The sequence below is a fragment of the Streptomyces sp. JH34 genome, assembly GCF_029428875.1.
GTDB lineage: Bacteria > Actinomycetota > Actinomycetes > Streptomycetales > Streptomycetaceae > Streptomyces.
The window spans coordinates 1,196,353-1,213,400 of record NZ_JAJSOO010000001.1; the positions used below are offsets into that span (position 1 = coordinate 1,196,353).

At 74.6% G+C, this 17,048-nt stretch carries 6 protein-coding genes; all 6 read right to left on the reverse strand.

Annotation, left to right across the window (positions count from 1 at the left end):
* Positions 1-63: 63 nt before the first annotated feature.
* On the reverse strand, positions 64-10,881 hold the full coding sequence (locus tag LWJ43_RS05305; RefSeq protein ID WP_277331120.1) for a type I polyketide synthase: 10,818 nt from the start codon (positions 10,879-10,881) through the stop codon (positions 64-66).
* A gap of 117 nt (positions 10,882-10,998) precedes the next feature.
* Positions 10,999-12,252 (reverse strand): methylaspartate mutase, encoded by a 1,254-nt coding sequence (locus LWJ43_RS05310; RefSeq protein WP_277331121.1) that lies wholly within the window; start codon positions 12,250-12,252, stop codon positions 10,999-11,001.
* Positions 12,249-12,698, reverse strand: a complete 450-nt coding sequence (locus LWJ43_RS05315) for a cobalamin B12-binding domain-containing protein (RefSeq protein WP_277331122.1) — start codon at positions 12,696-12,698, stop codon at positions 12,249-12,251. Before LWJ43_RS05315 ends, LWJ43_RS05310 begins: the two co-directional genes overlap by 4 nt.
* Positions 12,698-13,936 (reverse strand): type III PLP-dependent enzyme domain-containing protein, encoded by a 1,239-nt coding sequence (locus LWJ43_RS05320; RefSeq protein ID WP_277331123.1) that lies wholly within the window; start codon positions 13,934-13,936, stop codon positions 12,698-12,700. The genes LWJ43_RS05315 and LWJ43_RS05320 overlap by 1 nt, the downstream gene beginning before the upstream one ends.
* Complete coding sequence (locus tag LWJ43_RS05325; protein ID WP_277331124.1) at positions 13,933-15,459, reverse strand: AMP-binding protein; 1,527 nt, start codon at positions 15,457-15,459, stop codon at positions 13,933-13,935. The genes LWJ43_RS05320 and LWJ43_RS05325 overlap by 4 nt, the downstream gene beginning before the upstream one ends.
* Positions 15,456-17,030, reverse strand: coding sequence for an AMP-binding protein (locus LWJ43_RS05330; RefSeq protein WP_277335816.1), 1,575 nt, complete (start codon positions 17,028-17,030; stop codon positions 15,456-15,458). Before LWJ43_RS05330 ends, LWJ43_RS05325 begins: the two co-directional genes overlap by 4 nt.
* Positions 17,031-17,048 lie beyond the last annotated feature (18 nt).

Sequence of the window (17,048 nt, forward strand, 5' to 3'; positions counted from 1 at the left end):
GGTGGCGCGCCGGAGGCGGTTCGCCGGTGCCGGACGCGGCGCGTCGTCCGGCACCGGGGAGGTTCACTGAGGGGTGCTGCGGTTCAGGGCGGCCCGCACCAGGTCGGCCACGCCCATCGACTTGATGTCCATGGGCTGCTCGGTGGCGGCGACCGCCGGTGCGGGCCCGGAGAGTCTCAGCAGCCCGTCGAGCAGTCCCGACTCGCGGAGCCTCTCGACCGGGATGCGGGCGATGAGGTCCCGCACCTCGTCGTCGGCCCGTGCGTCGGCGGGCTCCGGGCCGGTGTCCGGGGCGAACCGGCCGAGCAGGTGGTCCGCGAGGGCGGTCGGGGTGGCGTAGTCGAAGATGAGGGTGGAGGGCAGGCGCAGTCCGCTGACGGCGTTGAGGCGGTTGCGCAGTTCGACGGCGGCGAGCGAGTCGAAGCCCAGCTCGGTGAAGGCGCGCCGCGGGTCGACGGCCCCGGGCCCGTCATGGCCGAGGACGGCCGCGACCTCGGTGCGGACCGCTTCGAGCACCGTGTGCCCGTGGTCGGCCTCCGGCAGCCCGGCCAGGCGCTCGCCGAGGGTGCGGGTCCGTTCGTCCTGCGCCGCACGGGCGGTGACACCCGCCAGGGTGCGCAGCACGGGGGGTACGTCGTCACCGCGGCGGCGCAGCGCGGCGGTGTCCAGCCGGACCGGCACCAGGGCGGGGAGCCGGGACTCCAGGGCCGCGTCGAACAGTTCCAGCCCTTCCGCCGGGTCGAGCGCGCCGATGCCGGACCGTTCGATGCGCTGTACGTCGTCCCGTTCGAGGCCGGCTCCCATGCCGCTGCCGGCCCAGAGGCCCCAGGCGAGCGAGGTGGCGGGGAGGTTCAGGCCGGCGCGGTGCGCGGCCAGGGCGTCGAGGAAGACGTTGGCGGCGGCGTAGTTGCCCTGGCCGGCGGCGTCGATGGTGCCGGCGGCCGAGGAGAACAGCACGAAGTGGGACAGGTCCCGGTCGAGGGTGAGTTCGTGCAGGTGCCAGGCGGCGTCCGCCTTCGGCCGGAGCACGGTGTCCAGGCGCTCGGGGGTGAGCGAGGGGACCAGTCCGTCGTCGAGTACGCCGGCGGTGTGCACGACGCTGTCGACGGGGTGGGCGGCCAGCAGTGCGGCGAGTGCGGCACGGTCGGCGACGTCACAGGCGACGACGTCGGTGCGGGCGCCCAGGGCCGCGAGTTCCCGGGCCAGTCCGGCGGCGCCGGGGGCGTCCGGCCCCCGTCGGCCGGCGAGGACCAGGCTGGTGACGCCGTGCCGGGTGACGAGGTGGCGGGCCACCAGGGCGCCGAGTCCTCCGGTGCCGCCGGTGACGAGGACGGTGCCCCAGGGGCGGACGGTTCGCGGGGCGTCCGGTTCCGCGGCGCGCGTCAGACGCGGTGCGTGGGCCCGGCCGTCCCGCCACAGCACCTCCGGTTCACCGGAGTCGAGGACGGCGGCCAGCGCGGCGCGGTCGGGTACGGAGCTGTCGGGCCCGGTCCGGCCGACGAGGACGACGCGGTCCGGGTCCTCGGCCTGGGCGGCGCGCACGAGTCCGTGCACGGCGGCGTCGGCGAGGGTGCCGGCGGTGAGGACCAGCAGCGTCGAGCCGGCCCATCGCTCGTCGCCCAGCCACTCCTGGACGGTCGCGAGCGTCGTGTCCAGCGTGGTGCGCACCGCATCCGGCACCTGCTCCACGTCGTGGTGCGGGGCGTGTACCGGGAGGACGACGACATCGGGTACGGGGCCGTCGATCGCGGCCAGTTCGGGGTGGGCGGGGGCGCCGAGACCTGCGTCGTCGGGACCGAGCACGGCCCAGGTGCGGCGTTCGGGGCGCCCGGCGGAGTCCGGCAGCGGTTCGCCCACGGTCACGTAGAGGGAACGCGCGCGTCCGGTGAGCCGGTCGGCGGTGACGGGGCGGGTGACGTAGGACTCGACGGTGGCCAGCGGCCTGCCCTCGGTGTCCGTCAGTTCGAGCCGGGTGCCTTCCTCGCCCCGGGTGACGCTGACGCGTGCGGTGAGCGCCCCCCGGCCGTGCGCGGTGACGCCGGTCCAGGCGAAGGGGAGGGCGATGGTGCCGGCGGGTGTGTCGTCGCCGGGGCCGTCCTCGGTGAGGGACGTCGTGTGCAGCGCGGAGTCCAGCAGCGCGGGGTGCAGGGTGTGCCGGGCGGCGTCCTGCCGTGCGTCGGCGGGCAGTTCCAGCTCGGCCAGCACGGTGTCGCCGAGCCGCCAGGCGGCACGTACGCCGCGGAAGACGGGCCCGTAGTCGTAGCCCTCGCCGTGCAGGCGCGGGTAGAGGCCGTCGGTGTCGAGCGGGACGGCGCCCGGTGGCGGCCAGACACCGTCCGGTGCCGCTTCCGTGCCGGTGAGGGCGCCGGTGGCGGTGAGGGTGCCGGTCGCGTGCCGCGTCCAAGGCTCGTCCTCGGACGCGTTCCCGGGCCGCGAGTGGATCTCCACGGAGCCGTCGGGCCGCGCGGCGACCTGGAGGTGTACGGCGCCGTCCCCGGACAGCGCCAGCGGAGCCTGGAGGGTGAGTTCCTCCAGGACGGGCCGGCCGGTCAGCCGGCCGGCGTGCAGGGCGAGATCGACCAGGGCGGCGCCCGGTACCAGCACCGAGCCGAGCACGGCGTGCTGGGTGAGCACCGGGTGGGTGGCGGTGGAGATCCGTCCGGTGAGCAGCAGTCCGCCGTCACCGGGCAGGTCGAGCCGCGCGCTGACGAACGGGTGGTCGGCGGCGGCGAGTCCGTGTCCGGCGGCGTCGCCCCTGGCCGTGTTCGTCGGCAGCCAGTAGTGGCGGTGTTCGAACGCGTAGGTGGGCAGTTCGGTGCGGCGGCCCGCGTAACCGTCGTACAGGACGCGCCAGTCGACGTCCGTGCCCCGGGTGTGCACGGTCGCCAGCGCTGCGAGCAGGCCCGGCACCTGGGCGGTGTCCTTGCGGGCCGTGGGCACGAACGCGGTCCCCTCGGCGTCGGGGAGGCAGTCCGGGCCCAGGGCCGTCAGGACGGGCGCGGCGCCCAGTTCGAGGAAGGTGTCGACACCCTGCGCGGCCAGCGTCTTGATCGCGTCGGCGAAGCGCACGGTCTGCCGTACGTGCCGCACCCAGTAGTCGGCGGAGCCGAGTTCGGCGGCCGTCGCCTGGACGCCGGTGAGGGTCGACACGATCGGCAGGACCGGTTCCGCGGCCGGGATGGCCGCCATGACCTGGCGGAACTCCTCCAGCATGGGCTCCATGCGAGGGGAGTGGAAGGCGTGCGAGACACGCAGCCGCCGGGTGGTCGCGAAGTGCGCGGCGACGGCGGTGACGGCGTCCTCCTCCCCGGAGACCACCACGGCGCGCGGGCCGTTGACGGCGGCGATGCCGCACCGTTCGTCCAGCAGCGGCGCCACCTCCGCCTCCGAGGCCTGTACGGAGATCATCGCGCCGCCCCCGGGCAGCGCCTGCATCAGCCGGCCGCGTGCCGCGACGGCGGTCACGGCGTCCTGCAGTGACCAGACCCCCGCGACGTGCGCGGCGGCGAACTCTCCGACGGAGTGTCCGGCCAGCCACGCGGGCCGCACCCCGAACGACTCCAGCAGGCGGTGGAGCGCGACCTGGGTGGTGAACAGGGCGGCCTGGGTGTAGGCGGTCTGCTCCAGTACGTCGGGGTGGTCGCCGAGGACGACCTCGGCGAGCGGGCGCTCCAGGTGCTTGGCGAAGAGTTCGGCGACGCGGTCGAAGTGCTCGGCGTAGACCGGGTAGGTGTCGTACCAGTCGCGGCCCATGCCGGGCCGCTGGGCTCCCTGCCCGGAGAACAGATGGGCGAGGGTGCCGTCGGTGGCGGCTCCGGTGACGAGCAGGCCGGGCGCCTCGTGTCCCCGGGCCAGGGCGTCCAGTGCTTCGGCGGTCCTCGGCTCGTCGGTGGCCAGGACCACGGCGCGGTGCGGGTGGGTGGTGCGGGTGGTGGCGAGGGCCAGGCCGAGGTCGGCGGGCGCGGTGCCGGTCAGGTCCCGCAGCCGGGCGGCCTGGCCGCGCAGTGCCTCGGGCGAGCGCGCGGAGACCGGGAGGACGAGCACGGGCGGCGCGGTGGCCGGGTCGGGCTCCGTGGTCTCCGGCTCCTCGGTGGTGAACTCCTCCAGGATGACGTGGGCGTTGGTGCCGCTGATCCCGAAGGAGGAGACACCGGCGCGGCGCGGCCGGTCCGGGGTGCGCCAGGGCCGCTCGTCGGTGAGGAGCCGCACCGCGCCCGCCGTCCAGTCCACCTGGGGCGAGGGTGCGTCGACGTGGAGGGTGCGCGGCAGGGTGCCGTGCCGCATCGCCATGACCATCTTGATGATGCCGGCCACTCCGGCGGCGGCCTGGGTGTGCCCCATGTTGGACTTGACGGATCCGAGCCACAGCGGCTCGTCGTCCGGCCGGTCCTGACCGTAGGTGGCGAGCAGGGCCTGCGCCTCGATCGGGTCGCCGAGCGTGGTGCCGGTACCGTGCGCCTCGACGGCGTCGACATCGGCGGTGGTGAGCCCGGCGGCGCTCAGGGCGGCGCGGATCACCCGCTGCTGGGAGGGGCCGTTCGGAGCGGTCAGGCCGTTGGAGGCGCCGTCGGAGTTGACGGCGGAGCCGCGCACCGTGGCCAGCACCCGGTGGCCGTTGCGCCGGGCGTCGGAGAGTCGTTCGACGACGAGCATGCCGACGCCCTCGCCCCAGCCGGTGCCGTCGGCCGCCGCGGCGAACGACTTGCAGCGGCCGTCGGCGGCCAGGCCGCGCTGCCGGGCGAAGTCGACGAAGGTGTCGGGGGTCGACATGACGGTGACGCCGCCGACCAGGGCGAGGTCGCACTCGCCCTGCCGCAGGGCCTGCGCGGCCAGGTGCAGGGTGACCAGGGAGGAGGAGCAGGCGGTGTCGACGGTGACGGCCGGGCCCTCCAGGCCCAGGGCGTAGGCGACCCGGCCGGAGACGACACTGCCCAGGCTGCCGTTGCCGAGGTAGGCGGCGAGGTCGTCGGGTACGTCCGTCAGCCAGGTGCCGTAGTCGTGGTACATGACACCCGCGAACACACCGGTGCGGGAACCGCGCAGTGCCGCCGGGTCGATCGCGGAGCGCTCCAGGGCCTCCCAGGAGACCTCGAGGAGCAGGCGCTGCTGCGGGTCCATGGCGGTGGCCTCGCGCGGGCCGATACCGAAGAAGCCGGGGTCGAAGTCGGCCGCGTCGTACAGGAAGGCGCCTTCCCGGGTGTACGTGCGGCCGGGGGTGCCGGGCTCGGGGTCGTACAGGGTGTCCGTGTCCCAGCCGCGGTCGGCGGGGAAGTCGCCGACCGTGTCGACGCCGTCGGCGACGAGGCGCCACAGGTCCTCCGGGGAGCGGACACCGCCGGGGTAGCGGCAGCCCATGCCGACGATGACGACGGGGTCGTCGCTGTCGGCGGGGCGCGGCCCGGGGGCGGGCTCGCCGGAGGGCCGCGAGGTGCCGTAGAGGGCGTCCCGGACGTGGTCGGCGAGGGCGCGCGAGGTGGGGTGGTCGAAGACCAGGGTGGCCGGCAGCCGCAGTCCGGTGACGGTGTTGAGCCGGTTGCGGAGTTCGACGGCGGCCAGGGAGTCGAATCCCAGCTCGGTGAAGGCCCGCCCGGGGTCGATGGCGGACGGGGAGTCGTGCCGCAGGACCGCGGCGACCTCGGTGCGGACCAGGTCCAGCAGGGCGCGTTCCCGGTCCGCTGCGGGCAGGTCCGCCATCCCCCGCTCCTGGTGGGGCGCCGTCCGGGCGGCGGCGCGGCGGGTGACGGGGCGGACGAGGCCGCTCAGCAGCGCCGGCGGGCCGTCGGGGCGGCGGCGTACGGCGGCGGCGTCGATCTCCACGGGGACGAGGTGGGGGCTGCCGGAACGGATCGCGGCGTCGAACAGCCGCAGTGAGTGGTCGGCGGACAGCCCGGGGACCCCGTACGCGGCCACGCGCTCCAGGGCGGCGGTGTCCAGTGCGGCGCCCATGCCTGTGCCGGTGGCCCAGAGGCTCCAGGCGAGTGCCGTGGCGGGCAGTCCGTGCGCCGCGCGGTGGGTGGCGAGGGCGTCCAGGTAGGCGTTGGCGGCGGCGTAGTTGCCCTGTCCCGGTCCGTCGAGGACGGCGGCGAGCGAGGAGAACAGCACGAAGTGGGACAGGTCCCGGTCGAGGGTGAGCTCGTGCAGGTGCCAGGCGCCGGCGGCCTTGGCGTGGAACACCTCGTCGATCATGTCGTCGGTGAGGCTCTCGACGATGCCGTCGCGCACGGTGCCGGCGGCGTGGACGACGGAGTCGACCGGGTGCCGGGCCAGCAGGTCGCGCACGGCCTCCCGGTCGCCGACGTCGCAGGCGGCGACGGTCACCTCGGCGCCGAGCGCGGTCAGTTCGGCGTGCAGTCCGGGGGCGTGCCCCCGGCGGCCGGCCAGGACGAGGCGGGTGACGCCGTGCCGGGTGACGAGATGGCGGGCCACCAGGGCACCGAGCCCTCCGGTGCCGCCGGTGATCAGGACGGTGCCCCAGTCGGCGTCCTGGCGGGGTGCGACGGACTGCTCGGCGGCCAGCCTGGGCACGGCGAACCGGCCACCGGACAGCGAGAGTTCGGGCTCACCCGTGGCGAGCACCTGGCGCAGCTCGGCCTCGGAGGGCAGCCCGTCGTGCTCGACGAGGACGTAACGGCCCGGGTTCTCGGCCTGGGCCGAGCGGACGAGACCGCGTACCGCGGCGTGGGCCGGGCTGTCGGGCGCGGTGACGACGACCAGGCGGGTCCCGGACGCCCGTTCGTCGGACTGCCATGTCCGCAGCAGGCGCAGGGTGCCCAGGACGTGGGCGCGCGCCTCGGCGGCGTCGGCGCCCGCCGGGCCGGCCGGGCGGTGCACGACGGCGTCCACGGCCGGGGCGTCGAGCAGCGCGTCCACGGCACGGGCGAGCGCGTCCTCGGCGGGACCTGTGTGCGACGGGTCCGCCGGGTGGGGGGCGCCGTCGAGGACGGCGGTGCGCAGGGGCTCGGTGGTCGTCGGCCGGGGGTGCGACGACCACTGCACGGCGTACAGGACGTCGTCGTCGGGTACGGGCAGGGACGTCATGGCCTCGACGTCGGCCACGGGGGCGCCCGTGGTGTCGGAGAGGTGCAGGCCTATGGTGTCGCCGTCGCCCCGGGTGATGCGTACGCGCAGGGCCGGGGCGCCGGTGGCGTGCAGCCGGACGCCGGTCCAGGCGAACGGCAGGAGCACCTCGCCGCGCGGCGGGGCGTCGAGGTCGGCGGCGTGCAGCGCGGCGTCCAGCAGCGCGGGGTGGAGGCCGAAGCGCGCGGCGTCGGCGGTGGCGTCCCCGGGCAGGGCGACCTCGGCGAGGACGTCCTCGCCGTGCCGCCAGGCGGCGCGCAGGCCCTGGAAGACGGGGCCGTAGGCGTATCCCTGGTCGGCGAGGTCCGCGTAGACCTCCGTGGTGTCCAGGGGTTCGGCGTCCGGTGGCGGCCACGCGCCCTGCTCGGTGGCGGCGGCCGGCGCGGCCGCGTCGGTGAGCAGGCCGGCCGCGTGCCGGGTCCAGGGCGCGTCCTCGTCGGCGCGCGAGTGGACGGTGACGGTGCGGCGTCCGGAGTCGTCGGGCTCCCCGACCGCCACCTGGACGGCGACGTGTTCGTCCGTGGCGAGCACCAGCGGCGCGCCGAGGGTGAGTTCCTCCAGCTCGGTGGCGCCGACGTGGTCGCCCGCCCGCAGGGCGAGTTCGACGAAGGCGGTGCCGGGCATCAGCACGCGGCCGGCGATCACGTGGTCGGCGAGCCAGGGGTGGGTGCGGGTGGAGAGGCGTCCGGTCAGGACCACGCCCTCCGCTCCGACCGCGACCACGGCCGCGAGCAGCGGGTGCCCTGCCGGGGTCTGCCCCAGTCCGGCCGCGTCGGCGGGGGTGCCGGGCTCCAGCCAGAAGCGGCGCCGCTGGAAGGGGTAGCCGGGCAGCGCGACGCGGCGGGCGTCCCGGCCGGCGTGGTGCCGTGCCCAGTCGACGGGGACGCCGCGGGCGTGGGCCGCGGCGAACGCGGTGGCGGCCTCACGGGCCTCGGGCCGCTCGCGCCGCAGCACCGGCAGGAACGCCGCGCCGGGCGCGTCCGTGCAGTCGGGCCCCATGGCGGTCAGCACCGCGTCGGGTCCTACCTCCAGGAACGTCCGGACGCCTGCGTCGGCGAGCCACCGCACGGCGTCGTGGAAGCGGACCCGGGCGCGGACGTGTTCCACCCAGTACTCGGGGTCGCACAGTTCGCGGCCGACCGGGGCGCCGGTCACGGTCGACACGACCGGGACGGTGGGTTCGGCGTAGTCCAGCACCTGTGCGACCCGGCGGAACTCGTCCAGCATGGGTTCCATCAGCGGCGAGTGGAAGGCGTGGCTGACGCGCAGGCGCTTGGTGTCGTGCCCGAGGGCCGCGAGTTCACCGGCGATGCGCTCCACGTCGTCGAGGTCTCCGGAGACGACGACGGAGGCGGGGCCGTTCACGGCCGCGATGCCGGTGCGCTCGGTGAGCAGCGGCGCGACGTCGCTCTCGCCGGCGCGGACCGCGACCATGGCACCGCCCTCGGGCAGTTGCTGCATGAGCCGGCCGCGCGCCGCGACCAGGATGGTGGCGTCCTGGAGGGTGAGGACCCCGGCCACGTGCGCGGCGGCGATCTCGCCCACGGAGTGCCCGGCGAGGTGGTCCGGTCGCATCCCCCAGCTCTCCAGAAGGCGGTGGAGGGCGACTTCGACGGCGAACAGGGCCGGCTGCGCGTACTCGGTGCGGTGCAGCAGCTCCGCCTCCGGTGTGTCCGGCCGGGCGAACAGCACGCTCTTGAGGGGCCTGGGGAGCTGGAGGTCGAAGTAGGCGCACACGTCGTCGAGGGCGTCGGCGAACGCGGGGTGGGCGGCGGCGAGTTCACGGCCCATGCCGGGGCGCTGGCTGCCCTGCCCGGTGAACAGGAAGGCGAGTTCGCCGCCCGCCCGTGCGACGGCGGGGGTGCTGCCCGTGGCCAGGCCGGTGAGCGCCGCACGCAGCTCGGCGCGGTCGGCGGCGACGAGGACGGCCCGGTCGGGCAGGGCGGCACGGGTGGTGGCCAAGGCGGGGGCGAGGTCCGCGAGTTCCGTGGTGTCGGCCAGTGGCAGCAGGTCGGCGGCGCGGGCCCGCAGGGCGGACTCGCCACGTGCGGACAGCGGGAGGACGAACGGGACCTGGACGCCGTCGAGGGCGTCACCGGCATCGCGCGCGGGGGTGCGGTCCGGAGCCGGGGCGCCGGCAGGGTCCTCGGCGCGGCCCTCGGGGTCCGGCTGCTCCAGGATGACGTGTGCGTTGGTGCCGCTGACGCCGAAGGAGGAGACCCCCGCCCGGCGGGGACGGCCGGTCGTCGGCCAGGGCCTCTGCTCGGTGACCAGTTCGACGCTGCCGGACGCCCAGGCGGCGTGCGGAGTGGGAGCGTCGACGTGCAGGGTCGCCGGGACCTGGCCGTGCCGCATGGCGAGGACGGTCTTGATCACGCCGGCCACGCCGGCGGCGGCCTGGGTGTGCCCCAGGTTGGACTTGACCGAACCGAGCAGCAGGGGGGCTCCGTCCGGGCGGCCCTGCCCGTAGGTGGCCAGGAGTGCGGTCGCCTCGATCGGGTCGCCCAGGCGGGTGCCCGTACCGTGCGCCTCCACCACGTCGACGTCGGCGGGTCCGAGTCCGGCGACGGCCAGCGCCCGGCGGATCAGCCGTTGCTGCGCGCTGCCGTTGGGGGCGGTGAGCCCGTTGGAGGCACCGTCCTGGTTGACGGCGGAGGAGCGTACGACGGCGAGCACCTGGTGGCCGTTGCGGCGGGCGTCGGAGAGCCGTTCCAGGACGAGGACACCGACTCCCTCGGCGAAGCCCGTGCCGTCCGCGGCGGCGGCGAAGGCCTTGCAGCGGCCGTCCGCGGACAGGCCGCGCTGCCTGCTGAACGCCGTGAAGACACCTGGCCCGCCCATCACCGCGACCCCGCCGGCCAGCGCCAGCGACGACTCGCCCTGCAGCAGCGAGCGGCAGGCCAGGTGGACGGCGACCAGGGAGGCGGAGCAGGCGGTGTCGACGGTGACGGCCGGCCCCTCGGTGCCCAGCACGTAGGCGACGCGGCCGGAGATGACGCTGGAGGCGTTGCCGGCCAGCAGATGGGCGTCGAGTCCGTCCGGCGCGTCGTGCAGGCGCGGACCGTACTCCTGCACCTCGGCCCCGAAGAACATGCCGGCCGCGGTGCGGCGCAGGGTGGTGGGGTCGATGCCGGCGTCCTCCAGGGCCAGCCAGGAGGTCTCCAGGACCAGTCGTTGCTGCGGGTCCATGGCCATCGACTCGCGGGGGCTGATGCCGAAGAACTCGGCGTCGAACTCGGTGGCCGTGTCGAGGAACCCGCCGGTGCGGGCGTAGGAGCTGCCGGGGACGTCCGGGTCCTCGTCGAAGAGCTGCTTCAGGTCCCAGCCCCGGTCCTGGGGGAAGTCGGAGAGCACCTCGCCGCCGTCGGTCAGCAGGCGCCAGAGGTCGGCCGGGGTCTCGATGCCCCCGGGGAAGCGGCAGCCGATGCCGACGATCGCCACGGGTTCGTCGGCGAGGCCGTCACCGGCCGGCTCCGGCGGGGCGTCGTCCGCTGCCCGGTCCCCGGCCAGGAGCCGGTCGGCCAGGTCGCGCACGGTGGGGCAGTCGTAGGCGAGACCGACCGGCAGGTCGAGGCCGGTCCGCTCGGTCAGCCTCCGGTGCAGGTCCACCGCCGCGAGCGAGTCGAGCCCCTGTTCGGCCAGCGGCAGGGACGGGTCCAGGACGGGCGAGGTGCCCGGCCGGGCGGCCTCGACGGCCTCGGTCACGGCGGTGCGCACCAGATCCGTCACCAGTCTGCGGTGCTGCGTCGGTGCCGCCCCGGCGAGCAGTCGCGCCAGGGCTGATTCGGATCCGGGCCCGTTCATCCACGCATCTCCACCTTCGACCGACACCGTTCTCCACCTTTTTTCTCACGGTAATGACGACCCCTTGAGGCCCACACCCTTAGGCACCCCTAGGGGGTGACCGGGTCAATTCCCGGCTTATGGGCGGGTGTTGGGGTCGTCGTACGAGCGCCGGACGTAGGACAGGGAGGCGAGCAGCTCCGCGGAGGTGACGGTGTGGGCCGGGTGGGCGTCGACGACACCGGACAGCGGCATCTTTCCCACGTCGGACCAGCGGAGCCGGCCGTCCTCGGCGATATAGCTCCGGCTCAGTCCGGCATTGTCGGGATGCAGGCAGTAGGGCACGTCGAGCCGGCCCTCGGCGAAGGCCTTGAGCAGCGCGGCACCGAGGTCGTCGTCCAGGTTCAGCACCGCTTCGACCAGGGCGTACGCCTCGGCGTACGTCTCCGTCCCGGTTCCCTCCAAGGGGTCCCTGGCGGTGCGTGCGGCGACCGCGGCGGCGTGCTCCAGCGCGGACACGTTCTCCGCCACCGTCGGAATGCGCCGGGATTCCGCGACGGTCTTCACGATGAGGCGCTCGGAGCCGCTCCCGACGGCCAGTTCGGCGGCCTGCGCGAGCAGTCGACGGGCACCGTGCTCGGTTTCCGGGAACAGTCCCATGTAGGCGTAGACGACCACGTGCCATTCGGTGTCCGAGAGGAACCGTGTGCACAGGCTGCGCAACGCCGCGACCGCTTCGGAGTCCTGACGCCGATTCGTCTGCTGCGCGTAACTGACCGAAATGCTGCGGATTCCGTGCCGGCGGAAGAACAGCGCCTCGAGCACGCTGACCGCGACGAGCAGGCCGGGCGGGCAGAGCTGGCCGAGTACGCATCCACCGAACGTCTCCAGGTGCGGTTCGGCGCCGGTCCGGCGGAGCGCGGCGAAGTGTTCGCAGGACTCCGTCCAGTGGGCGACGGAGTCGCGCAACGGGACCCTGCCGTAGGGGAGGCAGTAGGAGACCGGCCCGCCCTCCGAGGCGTCGAGGCCCACGGCCGTCAGTGCCCGGAAGATGTGCTGGGGCGCCGCCGAGCCGTGCCGTACCTGTACCGGGAACCCCGGTCCGTGGATACCGTCCAGGACCCGGTGGGTGGTGGCCGTCTCATGACTCACGAGCGGGTACCCGTTGAGGTCGACCCCTTCGAGTACGGCGAGTTGTGCCGACTCCAGGTCGCCGACCCGGGTGTAGCTGTCCAGGGTGAGGGTGCCGACGGTCGTCGCGTCGGCGTCCCGGGTGGCGAGCAGCCCGGCGCGCATGCGCTGCGGGCTGCTCATTCCCATCCGGGGCTGCACCACCAGCCGGCCGGCGTCGTGGGCCCGGCGCACGAACGCGCCGAATCCGGCACCGGTCACACCAGGGCCCGCTGGGGCAGCGCGTCGAGCATCCGGCGGAAGGCCGCGATGCCGTCGGCCGACTCCTCGAACACCGCGTCGTAGCCGGCCGCGCGCAGTGCGGCCGCCTCCTCGTCGCCGCAGGGCCCGGCGATGCCGAGCTTGCCGCCGATGACGACGGGCACACCGCCGAGGCCGGGGTGCTCGCGCAGCCGGGTGACGGTGCGCATGCCGTCGTGGTAGCCGTGCCCGTTGACGCTGCTGATCACGATCAGCGCGGGATCGTGCACGAGGGCCTCGCCGATCAGCAGGTCCTCGGGGACGCAGGGGCCGAGGTTGACCACGCGGTGGCCGTGCTCCTCGACGAGGAGCTGGAGGTAGACCAGGTTCCAGGTGTGCGAGTCGGAGATGCCGCCCGCCACGAGGACGGGCTGGTCGCCGGGGGTGGGGGTGAGTGGATTGCTCATCACAGGGCCTGTCCGTGTTCGTAGGTTCGGGTGTGCTCGATGCGGGACACGGAGACGAGGTCGTCGCCGCGGACGACGATCTCCGTGGGGGCGGGCCTGCCGAGGAACATCAGGAGGCTGGCGGTGGGCCCGTAGGAGCCGGCGTTGGGCACGGTCAGCAGGTCGCCGGGGGCCGGGTCGGCCAGCGGGACCTGGCGGCCGAGCAGATCGCCGGGGGTGCACAGCGGTCCGGCGAGCTGGGCCGGGACGCCGTCGGCGCCGACGGACTCGTGCGGCTCGATGGAGACCGGCAGGATGCGGCCGAGGCCGGACATCCCGCCGAAGGTGTTGATGCCGGCGTCGAGGACGACGTAGCGGGTGCCCCGGCTGTCCTTGACGTTGACCACGCTCGTGAGCAGGTTCCCGCTGTCGGCGACCAGATAGCGTCCCGACTCGCAGGCGATGCGCGGGGCACCCTCGCGCCAGCCGGGGAAGTGCTCGTCGAGGGACGTGGCCAGGGCCTCGCGCAGTCCGTCGTAGACCGGCCGCCGCCCCTGGACCGCGTACGGCGCGGCGAAGCCGCCACCGAGGTCGACCATGCGGAAGTCGACTCCCAGCTCCCGCTGGAGTGCGGCGGCGGTGGCGATGGTGTGCCGGAACTCGGCGATGAGGCTCGCCTCGTCCTTGGCGTTGCTCAGGGGGAAGAAGTGCAGTCCGGCCAGGCTGGTGCCGGGTACGTCGCGCAGTTCCGCGGCGAGGCCGGGCAGGTCCTCGCCGTCGAACCCGAACTGTGAGGGCACCCCGGTCATGCGGATGCTGGTGGCGGCGGCACCGGTGGGGTTGTTGACCCGGATCAGGCAGTCGGCGGTGATGCCGAGCCGCACGGCCGTGTCGCCGACGTGACGCAGGTCGCCGGGCGACTCCACGGAGAACGTCCGCACCCCCCGGGTCATGGCTTCGGCGAGCTCCTCGGTGGTCTTGCCCGGCCCGGTGTAGAGGATCTCGGTCCCCTCGAAGCCGGCCCGCAGGACGGCGTCGAGTTCCCCGACGGAGCTGATCTCCGCGCGGCAGACGCGGGGACCGCCGGCCCGCATCTCACGCAGGATCTCGGGGTGCGGGTTCGCCTTGGCCGCGTAGTACACGGCGACCTCGTCGGGCAGCGCGGCGAACAGGTCGTCCCGCGCGGCGGCGACCCGGTCCAGGTCGTAGACGTAGGAGGGGGTGCCGAAGCGCCGGGCGAGGTCGGTGGTGCCGGTCACGGCGTGGTTCCTTCCAGAAGGCTGAGGAGCTGCTTGCGGTCGTGCTTGCCGTGCGCGGTCAGCGGCAGTTCGTCGACGACACGGCTGACGCCGGGCACCTTGGCGGGCTCCAGTCGCAGGGACAGTTCACGCAGGAGCACGTGCGGGTCGATGCCGCCCTCGGCGAAGACGGCGAGATCACGGCCGGGGGCCGGCGGCAGGACCGCGGCGGCGCGGACACCGGGCACGTCCGTGGCCGCGGCCTCGATCTCGGTGGTGCTCATGCGGACGCCCTTGTGCTTGAACATGTCGTCCCGGCGGCCCTCGTAGTAGAGGTAGCCGTCCTCGTCGACGTGTCCGAAGTCGCCGGTGTGCAGCCGCAGTCCGCCGTCGGGCGCCGGCCGGAAGGCGCGGGCGGTCTGCTCGGGGGCACGCCAGTAGCCGGGCATGACGTGGGGACCCTCGACGACGATCTCCCCGGTCTGCCAGGGCGGCAGCGTGTTGCCGTCGTCGTCGACGGTGAAGGCACGGGTGCCGGGCAGCGGCCGGCCGACGGACTCGGGCCGGGCGTCCTGCTGGTCGGGCGGCAGGACGGATACGCGCTTGCACTCGGTCTGGCCGAACTGGACGACCACCTCGGATCCGGGGAAGGCCGTGCGGAGCCCGTCGGCCGTGGGCTTCGGCAGCGCGGCCCCGGTGTTGGTGAACATGCGGACGGTGGAGTCCTGCCGCGGTTCACGTTCGGCCAGCGCGCAGATCATGGTGGCCAGGGAGGGCACGATGGGCACGACGGTGGCCCCGGTCTCCCGGATGCGGCGCAGCAGCACCAGGTCGGACTCGCCGTCGGCGAGCACGATCTCACTGCGGCCGGCGGCGGTGAGCAGCACCTTGTACAGGCCGTAGTCCCAGGAGATCGGGAAGCGGCAGAAGACCACGTCGTCGGGGCGGTAGCCGAGTTCGAGGTTGATGGCCTCGGTGGCGAAGACCATCCGCCCGTGCGGGCAGACGACGGCCTTGGGGGCCGCCGTGGAGCCGGAGGTGTAGACGAGGACGGCGAGGTCGTCGCTGTGGACGGGGGCGCCGTCGCCCCTGGCCTCCTTGTCGCGCAGGTCGGTGACCGCCTGCCAGACCTCGTCCAGGCCGAGGACGGTGACCGGACCGGCGAGCGTGGAGACGCGGGACACGGCGGTGCCGTCGACGATCACCAGGGACGGCTCGGAGTTCTCGACGACGGCTCCGAGGTGGTAGTCCTTCATGCCGGTGTTGACGGGGACGAGGACGGCGCCGCGGCGGGCGGTGCCGTAGAGCAGGGCGACGAGCTCGCGGGTGCTGGCCAGTTGGACCAGGACGCGGTCGCCGTGGCCTACGCCCTGGGCCTGGAGCCACGCGTCGACGGCGTGACTCCAGGCGGTGAGCTCCCGGTAGGTCCATCGTCCGGTGGCGTCGGTGACCGCCGCCGCGTCGGGGTGCCCGGCGGTGGCCTCGTCGAGCAGGTCGTGTATCCGGGCGTCGGTGCGGGCCTGCGCTGTCGGTTGACCGTTCACTGCGACTCCTGCCGTCCTTCGGTCCTGGTCCCGGCTCCGGCTCCCGCGGGCTGCTGTCGCAGGGTGGCGGCGCGGGAGGTGAGCTTCCTGCGGTCGGTCTTGCGGTTGGGGTTGAGCGGAAGTGCGTCCAGGTGGTGGTAGGCCCGGGGAACGACCGCGGCCGGCAGCAGTTCCCGCAGGTGGCGGGCGAGCCGGGCGGGCGTCACCGGTTCACCGGTGTGGAAGACGGCGAGTTCGACCGTGCCGTCCACGGGCACCGCCACGGTCACCGCGTCCTCGACGCCCGGGCAGGTGCGTACCGCGGCGTCGACCTCGGCGAGTTCCGTCCGGATGCCGTGCACCTGCACCTGGGCGTCCTGGCGGCCCAGGTAGAGCAGGCCGTCGCCCTCGGTGCCGCGGACCCGGTCGCCGGTGCGGTAGTAGCGCAGGCCGTCGTGTTCCAGGAAGCGTCCGGTGTCGTCGGCCGGGTCGAGGTAGCCGGGGGTCAGCTGGGGCCCGGCGATGCACAGTTCGCCCTCGCCGGTGGTGCTGGGCGAGCCGGCCGCGTCCAGCAGCAGTACCGCGTGGCCCGCGTGCACGTCCCCGATCGGCACCATCCCGTGCAGGTGCCGGTGGCCCGGCCGCCAGCGGTGCGCGGTGACGGTGATGGTCAGTTCGGTCGGTCCGTAGATGTTCTCCAGCACCGTGCCGGAGGCCGCGGCGGCCCAGTCCTCGGCGTCCCGGCAGCTGAGCGCCTCCCCCGCGAAGAAGCTCCTGCGCAGGGAGGACAGCGCACCGGGGGCGAGGCCGCCGGTGCGCCGCACCAGGGAGATCGCGCTGGGGGTGGAGAACCACACGGTCAGCCCCTGCTCGGCCACGAACTCGGGCAGGCGCGCGTACTCCCGCGCGGGGACGGGTACGACGGTGGCTCCGGCCCCCCAGGCGCAGAACAGGTCGAACATCGCGCAGTCGAAGTTGAGGTCGAAGGTCTGCGAGAAGACGTCGTCGGGGCCGAAGTCGTACCGCTCGTCGAGCAGGGAGAAGTAGTGCGCGGTGTTGGCGTGGGTGACCGGCACCCCCTTGGGCCGTCCGGTGGAGCCGGAGGTGAACAGCACGTAGGCGGTGTCGTCCGGGCGGGCGGGCATCGGTGCCTTCAGCACACTGCCGGGGTCGACGGCGAGCGCCGGCATCGGCTGCCCGCCGGGGGCGAACAGGGTGGGCAGGGTGACGCCCGCCTCGTGCAGCGCGGTCAGCGCGGGCAGGGCGTCGTCGTCGGCGAGCAGGGCGCCCACCCCGGCGGCCTCGATCATCTGCCGGGTGCGGGCGGCGGGGAAGGCCGGCTGCAGGGGGACGACGGTGACCCCGCTGTAGAGGCCGGCCAGCAGACTCGGGTACGCCGACGGCCCCTTGCCGGCCAGTACGCCCACAACGGGCGGCTGGTCGGGGAGACCGGACAGCAGGGAGCCGGCGAGCAGGAGGGCCCGCTCGTGCAGCTCGCGGTAGGTGAGGGCGGCGCCGTCGGCCCGCAGCGCGGGCCGGTCGGGCGCCAGGGCCAGCCCGCGCAGGAACCGTCCGGACAGGGCCCCGTCCATGGTGGCGTCCAAGGGGTC

What these genes read in the sequence shown, in the direction of transcription:
- LWJ43_RS05330 (WP_277335816.1), bottom strand. Translation starts at nt 17,030, where the DNA reads ATGGACGGGGCCCTGTCCGGACGGTTCCTGCGCGGGCTGGCCCTGGCG.
- LWJ43_RS05305 (WP_277331120.1), bottom strand. Translation starts at nt 10,881, where the DNA reads ATGAACGGGCCCGGATCCGAATCAGCCCTGGCGCGACTGCTCGCCGGG.
- LWJ43_RS05315 (WP_277331122.1), bottom strand. Translation starts at nt 12,698, where the DNA reads ATGAGCAATCCACTCACCCCCACCCCCGGCGACCAGCCCGTCCTCGTG.